This is a genomic window from Chitinivibrionales bacterium (genome assembly GCA_035516255.1).
Classification (GTDB): Bacteria; Fibrobacterota; Chitinivibrionia; order Chitinivibrionales; family FEN-1185; genus FEN-1185.
The window spans coordinates 1-21,951 of record DATJAL010000010.1 but is presented as its reverse complement, the minus strand read 5'-3'; the positions used below and the strand labels follow the sequence as shown (position 1 = coordinate 21,951).

Here is a 21,951-nt window from a genome sequence, read left to right as displayed (position 1 = left end):
CATTTTTCTTTAATTTTGATTGTATTAGCAGTCGTGGCAAACATTTTCATCAGTATAGGAATTTATGATAAATAAGGCAAGATCAAAATGTTAATGTAAAATATTCACGGGAGTGAAAAGAAATGAAGTGTTTACAAAAAACAATTGACATGTTACTTATTGCCGTCTTTTTTCTTTATAAGCGCTCTTTATGATTTTGCCGGTAAATCGAAAATCTTATCATTTATCAGGCTGAAAATGGGCAAGAAAGGTTCATTACAAGCTGGTGGACTAGGCATGTTATTGGGGATCATGTCTGTTATTGGTGGGATATTTGGTTTTTACAATTAGAATTTTTGTTAAAGATCTATTTCCCCCTTTCCAAGGGGGTTCGGGGGTTGTTATAATGAGCATTTTCCCTGCCGGGTTTTAGGGCCGGTGAGGCCCTACCAGCTTTTTAATTTTTCTTGAAATCTTTTTTCTATTTATCAGATTTTGCCTCCCACCCCTTTTTTGATATATTTTTAATCATGGATACCTTCCAACATTCAAACGCGCTTCCGGCAGGCCGGAGGTGCGTTTTTGTTTTATCAAGAACAAAGCGAGGTCACCGTGGCGAAAATCCTTGACGAAATTTCCCGCACCTTTTCCGAGTTCCTCATCATCCCGGGGCTCACCACCACCAAAAACGTTCCGGCCAACGTGGACCTGAAGACTCCGGTCGCCAAATTCAAGAAGGGCTCAAACAGCCCCTTCATGCTCAACGTGCCGTTCGTGTCGGCGAGCATGCAGGCCGTGTCGGGCGCCGACCTCGCCATCGGCCTTGCCCGCAAGGGCGGCCTTGCCTTCATCTTCTGCTCGCAGTCCATCGAGAGCCAGGCGGAGATGGTCGCGCGCGTCAAGCAGCACAAGGCCGGGTTCGTGCCGAGCGATTCGAACCTCAGGCCCGGCAGCAAGTTGTCGGAGGCCGTTGCCATCAGCAGGCGAACGGGGCATTCCACCATGCCGGTGACCGACGACGGGTCGAAGAACGGAAAGTTCCTCGGCATCCTCACGGACAAGGATTTCTGGGAATTCGAGGACGACCTGAACGCGCCCGTGTCGAAATTCATGACCTCGAAGAAAAATGTGGTGTTCGGCGAGGCGGGGATATCGCTCCACGAGGCGAACAAGATACTCCGCAAGTGCAAGAAGGAGTGCTTGCCCGTGCTTGACAAAAAGGGACGCCTCCAGTCGCTGGTATTTAAAAAGGACTACATCGACCACATCAAGAACCCCTTTGAAATGCTCGACGAGAAGAAGCGGCTCGCCGTGGGATGCGGGGTCAACACGCACGACTTCAAGCAGCGGGTGCCGGAGCTCATCGCGGCCGGCGCCGACGTGCTCTGCTTCGATTCGTCGGACGGTTACACCGAGTTCCAGCGCGACGCGGCCCTGTGGGTGCAAAAGAACTACGGCACCCGCGTGGTGGTGGGCGGCGGCAACGTGGTGGACGCGGCCGGCTTCCTCTACCTCGCCCGCGAGGCCAAAGTTGACTTTGTCAAGGTCGGCATCGGCGGCGGCTCCATCTGCATCACGCGCGAGCAGAAGGGCATCGGGCGGGGCCAGGCGTCGGCGCTCATGGACGTTGTGGCCGCACGCGACGCCTACTTTAAGGAAACTGGCATATATGTCCCGGTGTGCTCAGACGGCGGGCTTGCCAACGACACGCAGATCATCATCGCGCTGGCCATGGGCGCCGATTTCGTGATGATGGGAAGGTATTTCGCCATGACCAACGAGAGCCCGACGCCCAAGGTGTCCATCGGCGGAAGGCTTTACAAACCGTATTGGGGCGAGGGCTCAAACCGCGCCCGCAACTGGCAGCGCTACAGCGGCGAGAGCGAGGCGGAATTTTCGTTCGAGGAGGGCGTTGACGGCTATGTGCCGGTGGTGGGCTCGCTTGCCGACGTGCTCGGCGTCACCCTCGCAAAGCTCAAATCCACCATGTGCAACGCGGGCGCGCTCACCCTCGCGGAGTTCAGGAAGACCGCGGTGCTTACGCGCGTTTCGGAGCAGTCGTTCGTGGAGGGCGGCACGTCGAATGTCAAGACCATGGACCAGGAAATTTTAAAGTAAAATAAAGTTGTTTGATTCTCGGGCCGTTCCCGTAAAAGTTAAATCCAATCTTGATATGACTTTGAAGCGGTGGTTCCTTAACTATTTAAGTTTGGTAAAATTCACCGCACGTTGTTAACAAATATTATAGGTAATCGGTACATATATCCGCTTCGCTCCACGTGTCATTCCCGCGAAAGCGGGAATCCATGGTTGAAATTTCACCAGAGAAGATGGACTCCCGCTTTCGCGGGAGTGACATTAGTCCTTTGACAAAAGTCCAATTGAAAAAGGAAGGGGAAAGCGCAGAGCTTTCAAACAATTTTTTCCGAACAGAATCGAAATATTGTGAGCGAAAATAAACTGAAAAATTCTCCTTTTTGCCATCAAGAAAGGATGTTTCCCATGGCACCTTTTATCAAACGCACGCTTCCCATTACCATGTTTCTTCTTCTTGCGTTCAGCCTTTTTGTCGCTGAATGCAAATTCTCGTTCGCCGACAGCGGCAAGCGGCCCGACAAGGGCTCAATCACCTTCGGCGCAAAGGAAAAGCCAGAAGTAAAGACCACGCCCGATTTCCAGTCGTTCAAGACGATTTTCGCCGACATCGCGGACAAGGTGATCCCGTCGGTGGTGAGCGTGATACCCACGCAGATCGACACCGTGGTGTTCAACAACAACCCCTTTTACCAGTTTTTCGGGGACGAGGACCCGGGGTTCCCCTTTGACCAGTTCTTCAACGTGCCGCGCGGCCACGGTAACCAGAAGCGGCAGCCCCAGCAGCAGCCCAAGAAACAGTTCCGGCGCCAGCAGGGGCTCGGCTCCGGCGTGATCGTTTCGAAGGACGGATACATTCTCACGAATTACCACGTGGTGCACGGCGCGGACGAGATCGAGGTGAGAACGGCCGACAAGCGCACCTTCCAGGCCTCCATCGTGGGCGTCGACTCGCTGTCCGATGTCGCGGTGATCAAGATCAAGGGCGAGGCGAAGGACCTTACGGTCGCGTACATCGGCGACTCGGACAAGCTGCGCGTGGGTGAGTGGGTGATGGCCGTGGGCAACCCGTTCGCCCTCACCTCGACCGTGACGCAGGGCATCGTGTCGGCGCTCGGCAGGCGCGACGACAAGAACCCCACGCAGTACCAGAACTACATCCAAACCGACGCCGCCATCAACCCGGGGAACTCGGGAGGCGCGCTTGTCAATCTTGACGGCGAGCTCATCGGCATCAACACCATGATCTACACCACCTCGGGCGGGTTCATGGGCATCGGCATGGCCATCCCCATCAACATGGCGCGCCGCGTCATGGAAGACATCATTTACAACGGCAAGGTGACGCGCGGCTGGCTCGGCGTGCAGATCCAGGACATCAATGACGCGATGCGCAGCGCGCTGGGCCTGGGCAACCGCAAGGGCGTGCTCATCGGCGACGTGTTCAAGGGCCAGCCGGCCGACAGGGCCGGCATCAAGCGCGGCGACGTGGTGCTGTCGGTGGACGGGAAAGCGGTGGAGACCTCAAACGAGCTGAAAAACACCGTGGCCGGCATCCAGCCCGGCAAGAAAATCCCGGTCGTCGTTTTCAGGGGCGGAAAGGAAATCACCGTGAACGTGGTGCTTAACGAGCGCGACGAGGCCGCGGTGAACAAACTGTCGTCGGGCGGCGAAAAGCAGCCCGAGGGCGGCGCCGACACCGGTTCTCAGCTCGGTCTGAGCGTGACGAACTTGACGGAAGAGACAAGACAGCAGTTCAGCATCGCGAGCGACGTTACCGGCGTGGTGGTCACCGACGTGGACCAGGCGTCGCAGGCCGCGGGCGAGGGCGTGCAGCCGGGCGACGTGGTGCAGGAAATAAACCGTCAGCCTGTTTCGTCGGTAAAGGAGTTCACCAAGGTCGCAAAATCGATCAAGCCGGGAACTTCGGTGCTGCTCCTCATCCGCAGGGGCCAGAACTCGATGTTCGTGGCATTTACCCTGCGGGGGAAATAAAATTGATTATTGATGGATGATAAGAATGCCGCTTTGAAAAAAGCGGCATTCTTATTATTTGGAAAGGTTTTTCTTTTTTTCGTTGAGACCTCACCCCCTGCCCCTCTCCGAATCGGAGAGGGGAGTAATTACAGGAATGGCAGTTTACTTATGCCCAGGCAGGACTGGAGGCCGCGCTGGAGCGCGGTGCTGCCCGGCACTCGCCGAAGGCATAGAGGGGCCGTGGCAGCCCGAGCCGAAGGACGACGACCCTTGTGACCCTTGGAAATCCCTGACGAGGGAGAAGCACCCGAAGGGGTGGACCGGAAGGACGGCCGGCCCTGCGAAGCAGGGGAACGCCCAGCCTTTCTTAAACTATTTTCAAGACTCAATAATTATTAATCCCCCGCCTAAATATTCTTGACATACCAAGCCTACATATCTTATTTCTATAGGCGTGAAAGCCCATTGTATAATTGTCAGCCCTTTTGTAGGAGGAAAAAATATGAAGAAACTGGTTTTCATGGTTCCCCTGGCCTTAAGCGTTATACTGCTGGGAGGATGCAGCGTCAGTCAGCAGGCCATTGACGACGCTCAAGCACGTGTCAACGAGTTAAAGGCAAAGGGTGTACCGGACAGCTCGCTTTCCGACGCGGTAAAGTACCTGTACGGTGCCAGCTATTCCAAACAGAAGGATGAGAAAACCAGGGCCAGGAAGTGCCTTGATTCGGCGCGGATACTCATCGCGCAGGCCGAGGCGCTGTATTCGGAAAATTCCGGCCGCATGAAGGCCTACACCGATTCGGTAATGGCGGTGCTCAACAAGGCGAAAACGGAATTCACGGGCATGCAGCTCAAGAAGCTCGACAGTGCCATGGCCGTGATCAACACCTTTGTGCAGAAGTCGTTTATTTACCAAATCGAGGACAATTGTAATAAGACCCTAAACCTGCTGCCGGTGTTGCGGTTCAACGAAGCTCGTGCAAAGGAGCTCAAGGATCGGCTTCCCGGCGAATGGGTGTGCGTGAACCCCACGAAGAGTGAGACGGACAAGTCAATCAACGCGGTGGAGAAAAAGGTCTTTGATTTTTTCAAGGACGGCAAAGTCAAACTGGTGGAGACCAAGAAGGGGCAGAGCGCGAAAAACCTCAAGGAAGACTGGGCATTCGAGTCGTACGGCACGTGGGACTGCCTGGGGGACACCGTCATGATCGCCGTGGACCGGTTCAAATGCGTCCGCCAGAACTTCGAGACCATGACCGAGAAGGACAACAAGAAGATTTGGGAAAAAAAGGTGGAAAAGACCTACGATTCCACCGTCACCGACCACAGCCAGGACCGGTGGATTCCGTTCTCGGGAGAGTATGGAATGTCTGAAGATTTCAAGCAGGAGAAGAAGTTTTAATTACATGGCAATTTTATTTTGATTTTAAGAGGCACTTTCTTTTGATAAACGAGAGTGCCTCTGTTTTTGAATAATAATAATGAGCAGGGCGCCTGCCTTCCAACCGCTATTGACATTGCGGTCGGAAGGCTCCGTGTCTCCTTCCGGGCTCGGCCATTCGGCCTAGTTGCCGGACCGCCCGAGTCGCCTTCGGCGTGGGTCGGCCGGCAATGCGCTCCAGCGCACCACTCCAGTCCACACTGGCGCGTCGGCGGAGTTTTTGATTAGTCTGCCATATTTGGTGGCTCCAACCTTTTCCCGATTTGTTAATGACTTCTTAATGGATCAATTATTGTTGCACAATTTTTCTGCGAGATGAAAAAGGAATAGCCGCTGATTGCTTTCGCTGGCGTCACTGCTGCTTTACAAGGTGATAATCTCCGCCGCCGCGAAGCGTCCTCGCGCCGTGGCAGCCCGAGCCGAAGGCCTATTTTGCTTTTTCCAACTGCCTAATCCCATCAAGCAGGTATTGCACCGCAGAAACGGCCGTGAAGAACGCGGCTATGTACAGTAGCCACAGAAACGGGGAAGCGGGCAGGCCCACAAGTACCCAGAAGATTATCGTCCCCTGGAAAAAGGTGGTGATTTTTCCGGTGATGCGCGGCTGCACCCTCACGCTGCCCATGATGCTCTGGATGATGAGTCCGCCGATCACGAGAATGGCGTCGCGGCTCACCGCGGCGATCATGAACCAAATCGGCAGATGGGGCGAAAACGCCTTTTCGGCCGCGGGGTCGGAAAGAAGAATGAGGGCGGACACCAGTACCGCCTTATCGGCGAGCGGATCGAGCAGGGTGCCCAAGGCGGTGATTTCCCTGCGTATGCGCGCGAGGTAGCCGTCAACAGCGTCGAAAAGAAAAATCCCCAGAAAGATTCCCGTGGCAACCCACCGCAGCACGATTTCCGGCGCGCCCTTGGCGACGCCGGTGGTGTAATACAGCAGCGCGGCCACAAACAGCGGAACGGCGAAGATCCGCAGAATGGTGATTCTGTTTGCCAAGGTCAACGGCATAACGATTTCTGGCGATGAATGAAAAGCGCGGGCCGGGAAACGGCCGGCAGGAAACGGCAGCCGCCGCACCATAAAAAAATATACAAACGTTAGGTTGATGACAAGAGGTAATAAACAGAAGGATTCATTTTTGATTTATTGTGTATCTAGAATTCTCCGTGCTCTCCGTGCCTCCGTGGTGATTTTTTTCGGGTTAAAGCACTTCGATGGATTTCGACATCACGATGGCGTCGTCGCCGTTGTCGGAATAATACTTCTTCCGGATCCATCGCACCTCGAAGCCCAGCTTTTCGTAGAGGCAGACCGCGGGCCTGTTGCGGGAGCGCACCTCAAGGTGCATGGTTTCCGCGCCGCGGCTGAAACCGGCCTGCGCCGCCGCGGCCAGGAGCTTCTGCGCGATCCCGAGCCGCTGATAGGTTGGACCCACGGCAAGGGTGTTGATTTCGAGCTCGTCGGCGGCAAGCATGGAAAAAATAAAACCGCAGAGCGGGCCGTCGTAGGCCTGCGCCACGAGGTTGATGCGGTTTTCACCCGATAGCTCGCTCCTGAACGACGAGAGGTTCCACGTCACGGTGCAGCAGTATTTCTCTATGTCAAGAATCGCGGCAAGGTCGTTTCCCGCCGCGGGCCTGATGAAAACGGGGCAGCGCTCCATGCTCATGCCCCTTCCGCCGCGCCCGCGCCGCCGGCGGCTTCAAGCATTGCCTTGAGCTTCTTAAGCACCGGCTTCACGCCGCGGCCCGTGATTGACGACATGGCAAGCCATCCCCTGGGTGGCCGGAGACGCTCGGCGCAAAGATCGCTCTTCGACATAATGAAGCATTTCGGTTTCCGGGCAAGCAGCGGGCTGTACGCCTCAAGCTCGTGCGTCAGAAGCGCCGCCTCGGCAAGAGGGTCCTCGGAATCGGCGGGAATCAGCAATGCAAGAACGCGCGTCCGCTCGATGTGCCTGAGGAATTTTATGCCGAGTCCCTTTCCCAAATGCGAATTCTGGATAAGACCCGGTATGTCCGCCACCACGAATGATTGAAACCCCTCGACGGCCACGATGCCGAGAAACGGCCGCGTTGTGGTGAAGGGATAGTCAGCGATTTTCGGCTTTGCCGCCGAGATGCAGGACAGAAACGTTGATTTTCCCGCATTGGGCCTGCCCACGAGCCCCACGTCCGCGAGCAGCTTGAGCTCGAGCCTGAGCCGCTTTTCCTCGCCCGGCTCCCCCGGTTCGGCATGGTCGGGGAGCGGGTTTTTCCGCGTCCTGAGCTCCGCGTTTCCCCTTCCGCCGGCGCCGCCGCGCGCGGCGCAGAATGTTTCCGAACCGTCAACCGCGTCGAAAAGTTGCTCGCCCGAATCCGCGTCGCTCACCACGGTTCCGAGCGGCACATGGATGATGATGTCCTGGCCGTCCCTGCCGTCCTTGTTGCCGCCCCTGCCGCTCGCGCCGCCGCCCGCGGCGTAGTGCCGCCGGAACTCGAGGTCGGCGAGCGTGTGGAGGTCGTGCGAGCCCTGAAGAAAAACGCTGCCGCCCTTTCCGCCGCTGCCGCCGCTGGGCCCGCCGCGGGGACGGTACTTTTCCCGCAGATAGGCAAAGCACCCGTTGCCGCCGCTGCCGCCTTTGACCGTGATGAGGGATTCATCGATGAACATGGAGGATAGTCAATAATGATGAGTTGGGAGTCGAGATTGATATATTTGAAAAGATCAAAGCTGTTTTATTGTATCCTCAGTCTATTTATCGCCTGAGCTTTTTTTATCTTGGCTCTTTTTTCCTGCATTCCCAGATTTCAAATCGGTGGTCGAAGAACTTGTATCACTTTTCGCTTGCTTCTTATACGATTCCGACCGGTAATCCGTGCTGTAAAACCCGCTTCCCTTGAACAGGAACCCCGCGCCGGGCGAGATGAGGCGCTTGACCGTTCCGCCGCAGCCCGGCCTCTTACACACGGTGAGCGGCGGCTCGGTGATGCGCTGGAACTCCTCGAACACCAGTCCACATTTTTCGCATTCGTAATCGTAGGTAGGCATTGTTTTTATTGCACTCCGGCTATTAAAAAAATCTTATTCTCTATTTAAAATCAAGTAAATCATTGAAATTATAAAAATCAGAGGTCAAAGATACATCATGCAGGAGAAATCAGTCAACGCGACGCAAGCCGCGCAAAAAGCTCGTAATCGCCGGAAGAAAAAACGGTCATAGGCACAATGGCACCGGCTGGAGCGCCGCCGCCGGGAATGATCACCGTGTCGTCAACCTCGGGCGCGTCCCATTTTGTTCTTCCCTCCTGCGCGCCGGTAGCATGCCTGTTGTCCTGCGCCGGTCCGTCAACAATGACGTCAATGGTTTTGCCCTTGAGTGACGCGCAGCGTGCGGCGTTGATCTCGCGCTGCAGCGCCATGATCTGTTCGCAGCGCCGGTTGGCCGTATCGGCCGGCGGCCGTTTTCGCATCCGGAAAGCGGCCGTGCCTTTTTCCGGCGAATAGGGGAAAACGCCGAGGTGCTCGAAACGCGCTTTTTCCACAAACGCAAGCAGTTCATCAAAATGCCGGTTTGTCTCGCCCGGATATCCCGCGATGAGCGTGGTGCGTATCGCGGCGTCAGGCACCATGGCCCGGATGCGGTCGAGAAGCCGGTATATGCCTTTTGAAAGCGGCCGCCGCTTCATGGAAGCCAGGATTTCGTCGCAGATGTGCTGCAACGGAATGTCGAAATAGGGGAGCAGCCGCTTTTCCTGTGCGACAAGGTGCAGCAAGCCTTCACCCACGCATTGCGGATGCAGGTACATGAGCCGTATCCAGGGGAATTTCGTTTTCGCGAGGAGGTGTTCGAGCAAGTGTACAAGCGAGCCGCCGCTGTCTTTTCCATAGTTTGAAGTGTCTTGCGAAACAAGAATGCATTCCCGGACGCCCTCGGAATAGAGCCACTGCGCCTCAGTGATGATTTCCCTTTCCGGCCGGCTTTTGTGCGGACCGCGGACCGCGGGGATCACGCAGAAGCTGCAGCGCCGGGAGCATCCTTCGGCGATTTTCAGGTATTGCGTGGCAATGGGCGGAAACAGAATGCGGCCGGCGGTTGAAGCACTGCCGGTGTGAAACATCTTTTTAAGCCGCGCGGCCCAGTCGTGCACACCGAGCCAGACATCCACCTCCGGAAGGCGGTTGCGCGCCTCGTTTCTGAAACGCTCGGAAAAACAGCCCGCGACCGCGAGCGTTTTGCATGCCGCTGTTTTTTTATAGCGCGCCATGTCAAGGATGGCGTCGATCGCTTCCTGTATCGCTTCCCGGATAAACGCGCAGGTGTTGACGATGATGACGTCGGCCTTGGAAAAATCATCGGTTGCGGAAAACCCGGCCTTGACGAGCGCGCCGAGCATCCGCTCGCCGTCGATCTGGTTCTTGCTGCAGCCGAGATTGTGAAGGGCGACTGTGGGCACAGGAAATCCTTTTATGATTGATAGCATGACACTTTGATTTGATCATTCATGATTTTTCTTGGATATCTCGAAAAAGCGGCATTGCACGATTGATTATTCCATTGCTATCGAAAGGAGTAAGGTATGCTTGACAGCCGTTCGCCTTGAGCGTATCGAAGGGTGAACGTTCATGCTTTGATAGGCTCAGCACGAACGGCGTTGTATCTCGTGATGTAGGTCATCAGTAAAATGCAACCTTAATCTGCCGTAAAAAATACTTGATGAACAAATAAAAAAAGGCCGGCATTTGCCGGCCTTTGTCAAATTAACGATCCGCCGGGTTACCAGCCGCCCGACGTGTCCTTTGCGCCGCCCGTGGCGCCGGTGCCGCTGCTCGAGGGGGTCGAGCCGAACGAGCTTCCCGACGATGACGGCGTCGAGGAAGAAGAGGACGACGGCGTAGAGGAAGTTGACGAACCGGAACTTCCGAATCCGCTCGAGGTCGAGGAGCCGCTCGTGGTGCCCGATGACGACGGCGTGGTTGACGAGGATCCGCTGCTTTCGAACGACGACGAGGAGCTTCCGAAGGAGCTCGAGCCCGTTGTGCCCGTGCCCGACGACGGCGAGCTCTCGAATGAACTCGAGCCTGTGGTGCCCGGCGACGAGCTCCCGAACGAGCTCGACCCCGATGTGCCCGAAGACGTAGAGGAGCCGAACGAGCTTTCCGTTGAGCTTGACGATCCGAAACTCGAGGAGGGTTGTGTCGAGGGCTGCGTTGGGGGACTGGCGGCGTTGTAGCTGCCCGCCGCGCTGCTGCCCGCGCTTCCCGAGCCGAGCCCGTAGCCTTCCATGCCCACGTTGTCGTTTGATTTCTTGTCGACCCAGTATTCGTAGCCGTTGGCGATCAGGGTGTTTTCGCCGAACGATTTTGCATTTGCCACCTTGTCAAATCCGCCGATGCGCACGCGGTAAAAGGTGCCGCTCAGGTTCGGCGTCGGGTTCTGGACCTCAGCCACGTAGGCCGGATATCCCTTGTCCTTCAGTTTTGAAACCATCGAATTGGCAAACGACTGCGACTTGACGCAGGACACCTGCACCGTGTAGCGGCCGTTCTCGGAAAATTCCGCGGCGGAAGCCGTGGAGAACGTTTCCTGTTTTGCGGATTTCTTTGGTGCGGCCGCGGCCTTCTTTTTCGCCGTGTCCTCGGAATAAAATTCCTTGAACACGTCGGAGGTGTCGGCGCCCGGTATTTGCTTGGAGAGCTGCGTCGTCTGGGGCATCTTGGCCTCCGCCGGTTTCTTTTTCGCGCACCCTGCAATCGAAAAACATAGGAACAGCGTGAGAGCGATGGCGGTTGCAAGTCCCAGGAGTGTTTTTCCGTGCATAGTTCCTCCTTCATGAGAAAATTGACTAAAGGCACTGCACTATAACAAAAACTACAATACTTGCAGCGAAAAATCCATACTTTTTTACCGGGGCGTGCGTTCAGCGCGGGGCGGCGCCGCCCGGAAGGCCGGTCAGAAGCTTGCGCGCCTCAACGGCTTGCGGCGTTTCAGGGAAGTCGGCAACGACTTTTTTGAGCATTGCCACGGCGTCATCGAGCCTGCCGTCTCTGATGCAGGAGAGCGCCTTTCGCGAAATCGCTGCCGCCTTTTCCATGCTCTGCACATAGGCCTGCGGCGCCGCTTCCTGTTTTGGCGGCTGCGGCGCGCGGTTCGCCGCGTAGGCGCCGTAGGTCATCAAAAGGCACGACGAATCGCGGCCCGCCGCCTTGGGGGTCATGCAGCAGATTTTCCTCGTGTCAAACACGAGGAATTTTCCCTCCCTGCGGTAGGACGCCTCGAGGACAAGCGAAGGTTCGCCATTGACAGAGAGGAAAAGCGCCGTGGGCATGAGCGCGCCGCCGATCGCGGCATACGAAAAGGCGTAGCGGAGCGTCGAGCTGTCAACGGGCGGTTTCTGGGTCTGGTCGGACGCAAAGGTTCGGCTTTTTTTCTGCAGGGAGAGCTCGTACACGCAGCGCGAGGCCGAATCCATGACGCAGGTGGCGACGCTCATCCACGATTCACGGATGTACGCGCCGAGGTCCTCATAGGCGTAGGCGAAATATTTTCCACGGGGAACCAGCGTGATGGTGAGCATGGTCCTGCCCTGGACCCGCCGCGACGTCATCGTTGCGCTGGTCTCGTTGGCGATGGCGCCGAACTGCTCGTCCTGCCGGTATTTGAGCGCAGACGACACCACGATGTCGATCATCTCAACCGGGTTGAGAACGCCGGAAAGCAGGTCGCGCGTCTCGAGCGAATAGTTTTTGTTCGCCACGACAAGGCGGAACTGTTGCGATTTGTCAAGGGCCTCCTCGTAGTAGGGCGTTTCGAGGCCCGCGGCCTGCAGCGTTTTCGCCATTTCGTCCGCAATGGAGCCCGACAGGGCAATGGGCACGGTGTACTGGGCGGGAAAATGCGGAAACACCAGCTCGCGCGGCGTCTGCACGCTGCGCAAAATAAGATACGGCAACGGCAGGTCTGGTTTTTTGCACATGCCCTGGCCGCACCACAAGGCAAGGCACGCAAGCGCCGCAACGATCCCGGCGCGCGGGGAAAAAACAGATGACGTGCTCCTGCGCACTATAAAATACCCTTTGACGACGGAATGGCCTTCGCAGCCTTCGGGTTTATGGCGCAGGCCTGCGCGAGCGCTCGGGAAAACGCCTTGAAGACGGCCTCGAGCGAATGATGGCTGTTCCTGCCGCGCAACAGGTCGACGTGCATGGTGATGCGGCCGTGGTCGGTGAAGGCCTTGAAAAAGTCCTGCGCCAGGTCGCATTCGAAGTCGTTGACGTGCGAGGTGGTGAGCCGCACGTTGTAAACAAGGTTCGGCCTTCCGCTGATGTCGATGCACACGCGGGCGAGCGACTCGTCCATGGGCACGTAGGCCGTGCCGAAGCGCGTGATGCCCGCGTGGTTTCCCAGCGCCTGGTGCAGCGCCTGGCCCAGGCAAATGCCGATGTCCTCGGCGCTGTGGTGGAAGTCAACGTCGGTGTCGCCCTTGCAGCGCACGGTGAGGGTGAACAGGCCGTGCTTGGCCAGCAGCGTGAGCATGTGGTCGAAAAACGAGTTCCCGCTCTTGACTGATGCGGATCCGTTGCCGTCAACGGCGAGCTCGCAGCCGATGTCCGTTTCCTTGGTCTTTCTCGTTATTTTTGCTTTTCGCAGCATGGCTGGTCCTTTCATGGTATCAGTCATAACGTCAGTTTACGCGGCGTCGGGCTTGAAAAACTCCTTTACTGCGTTCTGAAACGCCAGCGTCTCGTCGTTTGAGCCCACGTTGACCCGCAGGCAGTTCTCGCACAGGGGATACTGCGATATGTCGCGGATAAGGATGCTTTTTTTCTTCAGGAACGAAAACAGCTCGTCTTTGCGCTTGGTTCTGAACTGTATGAAATTCGCCGCGCTCGGATACACCGCGTCAAACGGCATGGTTTTCAGGAACGCAAACAGCGAATCCCTGCGCGCCGAAAGCTCCTGCACCCGCGGCTTGAGCGCTTCCGCGTTGTCAAGAAGCACCCCGGCAACATGCTCGGAGAAAAAGTTGATATTGTACGGGAGCTTTATCTTGTTTATCTCCTGGATCACGCCGGGCGCGCCCAGCATATAGCCCAAGCGCAGCCCCGCGCCCGAAAACGCCTTGGAAAAGGTCCGCGTTACGATGAGGTTCGGGTTGCTTTTCAAAAGCGGGATCGCGCTGAAGCCGCCGAATTCCACGTATGCCTGGTCGAGCACCAGAAAACCGGTGTGCGCCGCAAGAACGTTTTTAATGTCAGGTTCGCTCAGCGTACACCCGGTGGGATTATTGGGCGAGCACAGGATCATGAGCGAGCGCGGGAACTTTTCCGCTGCTTCGCAGATTTTCTTCACGTCAAAGGTCAGGTCGTTTTTGAGCATGACGGTGCGCTCGACAGCGCCGATGCCGGTTGCGAGAAGCCGGTACAGGGTGAACGTGGGCTGGCACAATATCACGTCGCCGTCCTGCCGCGTCAGCGACAAAAGCAGCACGAGCAGCATCTCGTTTGAGCCGTTGCCCACGATGATGCCGTCCGCCGGCACACCCGAGAATTTCGACAGCTTTGCCTTGAGCCCGTCCGGCACGAAGTTCGGGTACCGGTTGATGGGCCGCTTGAGGCAGAATGCGGCGATCTCCTTCTTGAGGTCGTCAGGAACGTCGTACGGGTTTTCATTCTGGTTGAGCTTGATGTCCGTCTCTTCGGGCTCAAGATGATACCGCTTGAGCGTGCGGATGCGCTCGTTGATAAGGGAGAGAGAATCGTTCAGGTCCATAATGATTTTCTTAAAATTCGACCATGGAATTTAATCGTTTACAATATAACAATATAAATTAATTCGGATGAGGGCAGCTAATGGGATAGAGTGGAAAAGGAATACAAATAAAAAGTATCTGGAGGGGGAAGTCTCCCCCTGGCCCCACATGTAGAGACGCAGCGAGCTGCATCTCTACATTGCGGGGCACACCCCCTCTTTGGCGCCGATACTCCCGTGATTCGCGGAGAGACTTAGTGGCTGGCGATACGACGGCGGCAGCGAGAGCTATTATTCTGCGGAAAAAAGACAATAATATTGCCAGAAAAAAACAGGCTGACTTTCCGCGCCAGGGGCGACCGGAGGCCGTCGCTAGAGCGCGGTGCTGCCCGGACGCCGCCGCAAAGCGGTCTCGCGCTGTGGCAGCCCGAGCCGAAGGCGAGACCGGAGGGAGAACCGGTGCCGTGACCGGCAGGCGCCATGATTATTTAGGAAGGTATGAGACAGACTGAACTTCCCCCAACAAGATAATTTTTATATTTATTTCTCCTTTATCAGTCTCAACAATTCCGCTTTGTCAGTTGTCTTGCTTTTATGTCCGATATACACCATGCTGAATTTATACCGGCAGAGTTTTACCAAACTAGAATCTATCTGCCTCCAATCGGTGCCGTAAAATCGTTGCTTGTCGAATTTCGGGGAATTGGTGAGCAGGTCCCCCACAAAGGCGATGCTGTCTTGAACGATGACGGAGCACGAGCCAGGAGTATGGCCCGGCGTGTGAACGATTTTCGCGCGTAGCCCGAACCGGTCAAGCGAGTCGTTGTCGTTGAAAACGATGTCCGGGCATTGCCTGGGCGGTCTCCAAATCATTTCTGCCAGGGGAAGCAAGAGCCTTCCGAAAAAGCCCGCGAAGTTTACCTTGTCAATCGGCGTTCTGCCCTCGCACAGATACTTCTCATCCAGGCGGTGCACACCGATCGGCGCGCCGGTTTTATCATGCACCGCCTTTGCGCACCCGTAATGGTCGAAATGGCCATGGGTGATGAATATCAGCTTTAACGGTTTCTTCAGCGTTACTATTGTGTCAAGAATGGATTTCTCGTGCCCCGCATATCCCGCGTCGATCATAACGAGCGAGGAATCTGATTCAAGAATGAAAACGTTTGAGCCGAGAATGCTGATGCGGTGGATTTTTTGAAGGTTGGGAAATGCATATTCATTAAGTATAATGAGAAGAATGCAGGAGAAGATGAATTTCATGACTGAATCACCTAACTTCTTAGAAATGCGTTTCCTTACAGTAAATCAAAGCCAGTACCTTTCAGCCTCTTTGCAACAATTTTGTCATCAATTTTATTCGGTGCCGTTATTTATTTCTCTTCTGCCATCTCCGCCAATCCCTGCGACGCGGTGAACAGCGCGGGCACGCCGGTGAGCAGGTACGCGACGCGCACGGCCTCGACGATCTCCTCCTTGGTCGCGCCGGCCTGTAGGGCCGAGGACGCGAGCGAGCGCACGCCCGGCACCGCGCCGTGTGCGGCATCGAACGCGAGCGCCATGATGAGCTTGTACTTTTTCGGCAATGCTCCGTCGGAATAGACGAATTTGTTTACGGCCTCAACGTGGGACTGAAGGTCCGGGTCGAGTTTGTAAATGACGGACAATGGATTGGGTGGCATAAAAGCTCCTTGGAAAAAGGTTTCAGGTGAAAACTTTGTAGCTCATAATCGACATTTGATCGTGACCGCAGGATGATGAAATAAACGGCATATTCATAAAAATATCGTTGGCAGCGGGGCTGTTTTATTCTTTAAGAACAATCTGCCAAAATTTCTTTCCAGCGTACCTGAAAGTTCCTCCTCATCCATCCCTCTCATTTCCGCCACCTTTTTTCCCACCAGCGCCACCCACGCGGGCTGATTGGTTTTTCCCCGATATGGCACTGGCGCCAAATACGGCGAATCTGTTTCTATGAGCATGAAATCAAGCGATGCGGTTTTAACAAGAGAGCCAAGAGGTGAATTGGTAAAGGTGACGATGCCGGAAAAAGAGATATAATATCCCGCACCAATAATTTTCTTCATCGTGTCCTCGTCGCCGGTGTAGCAATGAAAAACGGCACGAGTTACTCCGGAAGACACGCAAATGTCAAGCGCCTTTTGCTCGCACCCGCGCGAATGGATGATGGCGGGAAGGCCGAGCCGTATTGCAAGCGAAAGGTGTTTTTCAAAAAACGCAATCTGAAGACTAAGATCAGGATAAGAAGGATTTGTCGCGTCAATACCGGTCTCGCCTATAGCGACAACACCGGGCCTTGCGGCCAGGTCAGCAAGCTGCGTTTCCCATGTGTTGGGATTGTTTTTCACGTCAAACGGCGAAATGCCCACGCCGCAAAGAAGCGCGGGCCGGCCTGCGCATTGCGAAACAACGGTGCGGCTTGCGGCAAGCGACGTTGCGGCGTTAAGAACGCGGTGAACGCCGTTTTTTTTCGCCGAGGCAATCAGCGCGTCGAGCGCAGCTGTGTCGCAATCGTAAAGATGAGCGTGGGAGTCTGTCCAAACAGGCATGAGGAATCAACCCAAAAAAATTACACTAGAGACGCAGAGAAAACAGAAAAAAACCTTGAACAAAAATTAAGTGCGGTTTTTAAAAACGGTATTCCATCTGGCCAGGGTCCAGATTTCGGGCAGCAGCATGCCCCGGCCGAGCTTGAAAATGGCAACGTCTTTTGCCTCGATCCCGAACTTCTTGCCGTTAAAGGTGTACTCGATACAGCTGTTGTTCCCCACGTGTACGTTGAAGCTGTCGCGCGCAAAGCACCGCTTGGTCTGGCCCGGTTTGAGCCAGTTTTTCCACGAAACGCCGTCGGAAAAGACCTGCACCCATACTGAATCCTTGGTCGCCTTCAGTTCAAAGCTCAGGGTGCGCTTGGTCTGCGCGAGCGTGTCCTTTGCCACGGCAAGCGGTTTGTTCTGGGTGTCCGCAGCAGCGGCCGCTTTTGCAGCGGCGGTGTCGTGCGGAATGAGCCTTCCGATAAGGCTGTCGAGGCTGGAGTCTGGCGCGGGTGGCTTGGCATGCGCAACGTGCTGCGTGTCCGGCTTGGCGGCGGCGGGTTTGGGCGCCGGTGTCTCTGGGGTAACAGTGCCCATTTTCTTTGCAAGAACGACGATGATGGCCAGCGCGACAATCACGGCAAGAATGACCATCCACGGCTTCACTTCTCTTTTGTTGCCTTTGTCGACCATGGTGATCACGATCTGCGTGTCGCTGCCCTTGCGGAATTTTTCATCGTGGATGCCGCGCTCTTCATAGAATTTTTTAAGAATGGCCTCGGGATCGAGCTGGAGGTATTTGGCCACCGAACGGAGGTACACGCGGATGTAGGGCGCGGAGGGCAGGTTGTTGTAGTCGTTTGATTCAAGCGCCCGCACGTATTTCACGTCGAGCTTGAGGTCCTTGGCAATGGTCTCGAGCGCGACGCGCCGGGCGATTCGCTCTTTACGGAGCAGGTCTCCCACCAGCTCGGGCTGCTGCGGCTCTGGTTTTTGCTGTTCGGCTGCGCCGGGTTCGTCAGGCATGATGAGCGTCCTTTCGGGTCATATAGGCGGTAAAGAGCGCGATGGTCTTTTGCACCGGCAGCCCCACCACGTTGTAATAGCATCCTTCTATTCTGTCAATAAACACCAGGGCCCTGCCCTGGATGGCGTAGGCGCCGGCCTTGTCGCGGTACTCTTCGCGGGCCAGGTAGTCGTCGATGTCGCTGGCCGACAGTTTGCAGAACACCACTTTTGTCTCCCCGGTTGCCCGGGCGCTAAAACCGCATTGGGCGCACAGCAGCGCCACCGAGGTGTACACGGAATGCGTCCTGCCCGACAACCGTCCGAGCATTTCCGCGGCTTCCGCCTTGCCTGCGGGTTTTCCGAGCACCGCCTTTTCAACGCACACTATGGTGTCGGCGCCGAGCACCAGCGCCGAGGGCTTTTTCACGGAAACCGACTGCGCCTTTGCGGCCGCGAGCGCCTCCAGCGATTCCCCGATGGTCCCGCCGTTGAAAAAAACATTCTCGTCTTCCACCGAGGGCGCCATCACCTCAAAGTCGAACCCCATGAGGGACATGATGTCGCGCCGCCGGGGAGATTGCGAGGCGAGAATAACGGGCCGGTCAGGGTTTCTCCACACGGAGGTAAATATACTTGTCATTCGCCGAGCCCTGCAACGTCCCGCACGCCGCGCCGGCGGCTCACCCGAGCTCGACGATCGAGGAATCGCCGAGATTGAGGTTGATCTTTTTTCCCTTGAGCACCGCGTTGGCGCCGATGATCGAGTTTTCGAGGACGCACTGGCTCACCGACGCGTTGCTCTCGATGATGCTGTCCGCGATCTGGCAGCGGTTGATTTTCGCGCCTTCGGCGATGGTCACGAACGGCCCGATGATGGACTGGTCGATCTCGCAAGATTCATGGATGTTGACCGGCGGCACCACGATGTTGCTGTTGAGCACGCGGCGGGGCGTCTGGGCGTTCGAGTTGCGGGGGAGCAGGTACCGGTTGGTGGCCAGAAGCGCCTTCATGCCGCCGCAGTCGAACCATCCCTGGATCTCGGCCGTCGAGAAAATATGCCCTTTGTCAATCATGCGCTGGAGCGCGTCGGTGAGCTGGTATTCCGCCGTCGTCTTTTCGCCGTTTTTCACCATGGTGGCGAGGGTGGCGGCAAGGAGCCTGCCGTCGCGCACGAAGTACAGCCCCACGACCGCAAGCCCGGATTCCAGATCCGGTTTTTCAACGAGCTTTTTCACCACCCCGTTTTTCGCCGTGAACGCGATGCCGAACTGCCGGGCACCGCTTTCAACGTATTTCACGCCGAGCACCGACGTTTCCGAGTTCACGAATTTTTTGATGTCAAAATCGAGAATGGTGTCGCCGAGCACGATGAGCACGGCAGAGGGGCCGAAAAACGGCGCGGCGCAGCTGATGGCATGTCCCAGTCCCAAAGGCTCCTTCTGGTCAATGAACTTGGTTTTCAAATTGTAATGGGCCTTGACATAAGAGCGTATCTTGTTGCCCATCGGGCCCGTTACGAATATGACTTCCTCTGCGGCGACGCCCTTGATGCTGTCAAGGATATGCCCCAGAATCGGTTTTCCCGCCACGTGCATCAGGGACTTGGGAGTGCTGAACGTATGCGGTTGGAGCCGCGTTCCCATGCCTGCTACCGGAATGACAACTTTCATACCTGTCCTTGATTTGATGCCTGATTTATACTATTATGGTTAAATAAAAACAACGTTGATTTTTCCGAAGATGTGGAAAAAAAGCAATTATTTAAATAAAATAAGACTGGGAACGGGTTACTAGGCAAGAATAAATAAAAAGTTTACCAAAGGTATTTTCCATGAACGAGATCATTTCAACTGCCGGCCAAGCCGCCAGCGCAGCTGCTGATATCATAATGAAAAAATTCGGAAAAGGCGGCTCGTATGAGAAGACGAAGAACAACCTTGTGACCGAAGCGGACCTTGAGGCCGAGGAGGCGATTGTCGCCCTGATTGAAAAAAAATTTCCCCTGCATCAAGTGCTTGCCGAGGAGCGCCGCGAAAACACGGACACGCTTGCCGGTCATCTCTGGATCGTCGATCCGCTCGACGGCACCAACAACTACGCGCACGGCATCCCCCATTTCTGCGTCTCCATCGCCTATGCGGAAAAAGGCGAGGTGATGGCGGGCGTGATTTACGATCCCGTGCGCAACGAACTTTTTTGTGCGGAAAAGGGAAAAGGAGCCTTTCTCAACGATAAAAAAATCGCCGTTTCGAACACCGCCAGGCTTTCCGAATCCATCATCACCACCGGTTTCTACTACGACCGCGGTGCCCTCATGGAAAAAACCATTGATACGGTCCGGTCGCTGTTCAAAGCCGACATTCGCGGCATACGGCGGCTCGGCAGCGCCGCGCTCGATTTGTGCTGGGTGGCATGCGGAAGGTTCGACGGGCATTTCGAGTACAAACTGTCACCGTGGGATTTCGCCGCCGGCATGCTTATAATAAAGGAGGCGGGGGGAAAATGCAGCGACAGGGATGGAAGAGATTTGAGCTTGACCTCAAAAAGTACGATAGTATCGAATGGAAGGATTCATGATGATTTCTTACGGATAGCAAGCTGGAAGGAATAAAAAAGGGCCCGCCTCAGCGGGCCCTTTTTTATATATCAATCATCAAATAAATACCTTACAGCTCCATTATCTCCTTCTCCTTCACCACCAGCATCTCATCAACCGACTTAATGTGCTTATCCGTCAATTTCTGTATTTCATCCTGCCCCTTCTTGCCCTCATCCTGCGTCACCTGCTTGTCTTTCTCGGCCTTTTTGAGTTTTTCGTTCGAGTCGCGTCTGATGTTGCGCACCGCCACTTTGCAGTCCTCGCTGATTTTCTTGCAGTGCTTGAAGAGCTCGGCTCTGCGCTCCTCGGACAGCGGCGGAATGGGCAGCCGGATCACGTTGCCGTCGTTGAGCGGGTTGAGGCCGAGGTCGGAGGCCTGGATCGCCTTTTCGATCGGGCCGAGCATGCTTTTTTCCCACGGCTGGATCATGATCATGCGCGCGTCAGGGATGGAGATGGCTGCGGTCTGGCTCACGGGCATGGGTGAGCCGTAGTAGTCGACCGTGATGCCGTCGAGCAGCGTTGCGCTCGCGCGGCCGGTGCGGATGCGCGAAAAGTCCTTCTTGAGGTTTTCGATGGTCTTCTTCATGCGTTGGTCGGTTTCAGCGTAAATGGTTGCGCTTAATCCCATGGTCATTCTCCCTTTTTGACAATGGTTCCAATCGGCGAGCCCTCCACGCATTTGCGGAGGTTGCCGCGTTCGAGCAGTTTGAAAACGATGATCGGGATGTTGTTCTCCATGCACAGCGACAGGGCGGCAGCATCCATGACCTTGAGGTTTTTCGCGAGCGCCTCCGCGTGCGAGATGGTGTCGAATTTCTTCGCCTTTTTGTTTTTGACCGGATCGCTGTCGTACACGCCGTCCACTTTCGTGGCCTTGAGCAGCACGTCGGCTTTTATTTCCGCGCAGCGCAACGCGGCCGCAGTGTCGGTTGTAAAGAAAGGATTTCCGGTGCCGCCCGCGACGATCACCACGCTGCCGTTTTCAAGGTGCCGAATTGCGGTCTCGGCAACGTAGTATTCAGCGGCCTTGGGGATGGGAATAGCGCTCATGACGCAGGCGCTAAGCCCTGCTTTTTCCAAATATTGCTTAAGAAAGAGGGAATTGATGATGGTGGCGATCATGCCGATGGTATCGGCGGCAGTGCGGTCGAGGTCTTCGGCAGCGGCGCCGCGGAAGATGTTTCCGGCGCCGATCACAATGCCGGTTTGGACGCCGGCCTTGGTGATTTCCTTGATTTCGCCTGCGATTTGGCTGATCACGCCTTGGTCAACGCCAAAGCCCTTGGTGCCGGCAAGCGCTTCACCGGAAAGTTTGAGGAGTATTCTTTTGTAAACAGGTTTCAGCATAGAACGTTGACGTGGTTGCCGGTAAAACCGACCCTCATCCCCCTTGCAAATGGGGATGGGGAGCTATGCTTATTGAGGTGTACTCCTGAATTTGGACACTCCGAGAACCAAATTTATCTTTGTTCTTGGAGGTGTGTATGTCTACGTCACGTAAGAAGTATGACGATGCGTTCAAACGGGAAGCAGTCCAGTTGTTGGCAACCTCAGGAAAGA

21 protein-coding genes are annotated in these 21,951 nt (G+C 55.7%); 4 read left to right on the top strand and 17 right to left on the bottom strand.

The window, feature by feature from the left end:
• Positions 1-561 precede the first annotated feature (561 nt).
• The 3 genes from VLX68_03725 (at position 562) to VLX68_03715 (ending at position 5,452) form a co-directional block, all read left to right on the top strand.
• Positions 562-2,097 (top strand): IMP dehydrogenase, encoded by a 1,536-nt coding sequence (locus tag VLX68_03725; GenBank protein HUI91337.1) that lies wholly within the window; start codon positions 562-564, stop codon positions 2,095-2,097.
• 384 nt (positions 2,098-2,481) lie between these two features.
• Positions 2,482-4,068 carry a DegQ family serine endoprotease gene (locus tag VLX68_03720; GenBank protein ID HUI91336.1) on the top strand — a complete coding sequence of 529 codons (1,587 nt, stop codon included), beginning with the start codon at positions 2,482-2,484 and terminating at the stop codon, positions 4,066-4,068.
• Positions 4,069-4,552: 484 nt separating this feature from the next.
• Positions 4,553-5,452: a hypothetical protein gene (locus tag VLX68_03715; protein ID HUI91335.1), complete on the top strand. Its 900-nt coding sequence runs from the start codon at positions 4,553-4,555 to the stop codon at positions 5,450-5,452.
• A 466-nt stretch (positions 5,453-5,918) separates the two neighbouring features.
• On the opposite strand, the gene VLX68_03710 is transcribed toward VLX68_03715, so the two are convergent.
• The 15 genes from VLX68_03710 to VLX68_03640 form a co-directional block, all read right to left on the bottom strand.
• Positions 5,919-6,503 (bottom strand): CDP-alcohol phosphatidyltransferase family protein, encoded by a 585-nt coding sequence (locus VLX68_03710; protein ID HUI91334.1) that lies wholly within the window; start codon positions 6,501-6,503, stop codon positions 5,919-5,921.
• A gap of 193 nt (positions 6,504-6,696) precedes the next feature.
• Positions 6,697-7,158: a ribosomal protein S18-alanine N-acetyltransferase gene (rimI, locus tag VLX68_03705; protein ID HUI91333.1), complete on the bottom strand. Its 462-nt coding sequence runs from the start codon at positions 7,156-7,158 to the stop codon at positions 6,697-6,699.
• Positions 7,159-7,160: 2 nt separating this feature from the next.
• Positions 7,161-8,147, bottom strand: coding sequence for a GTPase ObgE (obgE, locus tag VLX68_03700; GenBank protein HUI91332.1), 987 nt, complete (start codon positions 8,145-8,147; stop codon positions 7,161-7,163).
• Between the two features lie 81 nt (positions 8,148-8,228).
• Positions 8,229-8,525: a zinc ribbon domain-containing protein gene (locus VLX68_03695; protein ID HUI91331.1), complete on the bottom strand. Its 297-nt coding sequence runs from the start codon at positions 8,523-8,525 to the stop codon at positions 8,229-8,231.
• 113 nt (positions 8,526-8,638) lie between these two features.
• The gene (rimO, locus tag VLX68_03690; protein ID HUI91330.1) at positions 8,639-9,931 is read right to left on the bottom strand and encodes a 30S ribosomal protein S12 methylthiotransferase RimO; all 1,293 of its coding nucleotides are present in this window, start codon (positions 9,929-9,931) and stop codon (positions 8,639-8,641) included.
• A 320-nt stretch (positions 9,932-10,251) separates the two neighbouring features.
• Positions 10,252-11,295, bottom strand: coding sequence for an SPOR domain-containing protein (locus VLX68_03685; GenBank protein ID HUI91329.1), 1,044 nt, complete (start codon positions 11,293-11,295; stop codon positions 10,252-10,254).
• 100 nt (positions 11,296-11,395) lie between these two features.
• Entirely contained in the window at positions 11,396-12,538 is a 1,143-nt protein-coding gene (locus VLX68_03680) for a hypothetical protein (GenBank protein HUI91328.1), read from the bottom strand.
• A complete protein-coding gene (gene hisB / locus VLX68_03675) occupies positions 12,538-13,128 on the bottom strand; it encodes an imidazoleglycerol-phosphate dehydratase HisB (protein ID HUI91327.1) in 591 nt (196 codons plus the stop codon). Before hisB ends, VLX68_03680 begins: the two co-directional genes overlap by 1 nt.
• Positions 13,129-13,164: 36 nt before the next feature.
• The gene (gene hisC / locus VLX68_03670) at positions 13,165-14,247 is read right to left on the bottom strand and encodes a histidinol-phosphate transaminase (protein HUI91326.1); all 1,083 of its coding nucleotides are present in this window, start codon (positions 14,245-14,247) and stop codon (positions 13,165-13,167) included.
• Positions 14,248-14,766: 519 nt separating this feature from the next.
• A complete protein-coding gene (locus VLX68_03665; protein ID HUI91325.1) occupies positions 14,767-15,489 on the bottom strand; it encodes an MBL fold metallo-hydrolase in 723 nt (240 codons plus the stop codon).
• Between the two features lie 110 nt (positions 15,490-15,599).
• Positions 15,600-15,908, bottom strand: a complete 309-nt coding sequence (locus VLX68_03660) for a carboxymuconolactone decarboxylase family protein (GenBank protein HUI91324.1) — start codon at positions 15,906-15,908, stop codon at positions 15,600-15,602.
• A 93-nt stretch (positions 15,909-16,001) separates the two neighbouring features.
• Positions 16,002-16,796, bottom strand: a complete 795-nt coding sequence (locus tag VLX68_03655; protein HUI91323.1) for a TatD family hydrolase — start codon at positions 16,794-16,796, stop codon at positions 16,002-16,004.
• A 66-nt stretch (positions 16,797-16,862) separates the two neighbouring features.
• Positions 16,863-17,807, bottom strand: coding sequence for a RodZ domain-containing protein (locus VLX68_03650; protein HUI91322.1), 945 nt, complete (start codon positions 17,805-17,807; stop codon positions 16,863-16,865).
• Positions 17,800-18,429 carry a Maf family protein gene (locus VLX68_03645; protein ID HUI91321.1) on the bottom strand — a complete coding sequence of 210 codons (630 nt, stop codon included), beginning with the start codon at positions 18,427-18,429 and terminating at the stop codon, positions 17,800-17,802. Before VLX68_03645 ends, VLX68_03650 begins: the two co-directional genes overlap by 8 nt.
• A 40-nt stretch (positions 18,430-18,469) precedes the next feature.
• Entirely contained in the window at positions 18,470-19,459 is a 990-nt protein-coding gene (locus VLX68_03640; protein ID HUI91320.1) for a sugar phosphate nucleotidyltransferase, read from the bottom strand.
• Between the two features lie 161 nt (positions 19,460-19,620).
• Here VLX68_03640 and VLX68_03635 point away from each other — a divergent pair, with 161 nt between their 5' ends.
• Positions 19,621-20,400, top strand: coding sequence for an inositol monophosphatase family protein (locus VLX68_03635; GenBank protein HUI91319.1), 780 nt, complete (start codon positions 19,621-19,623; stop codon positions 20,398-20,400).
• Positions 20,401-20,455: 55 nt separating this feature from the next.
• Here the strand turns inward: VLX68_03635 and frr are convergent, their stop codons facing one another.
• Positions 20,456-21,019 (bottom strand): ribosome recycling factor, encoded by a 564-nt coding sequence (gene frr / locus VLX68_03630; GenBank protein ID HUI91318.1) that lies wholly within the window; start codon positions 21,017-21,019, stop codon positions 20,456-20,458.
• Positions 21,020-21,021: 2 nt separating this feature from the next.
• Entirely contained in the window at positions 21,022-21,738 is a 717-nt protein-coding gene (gene pyrH / locus VLX68_03625; GenBank protein HUI91317.1) for a UMP kinase, read from the bottom strand.
• Positions 21,739-21,951: the final 213 nt, after the last annotated feature.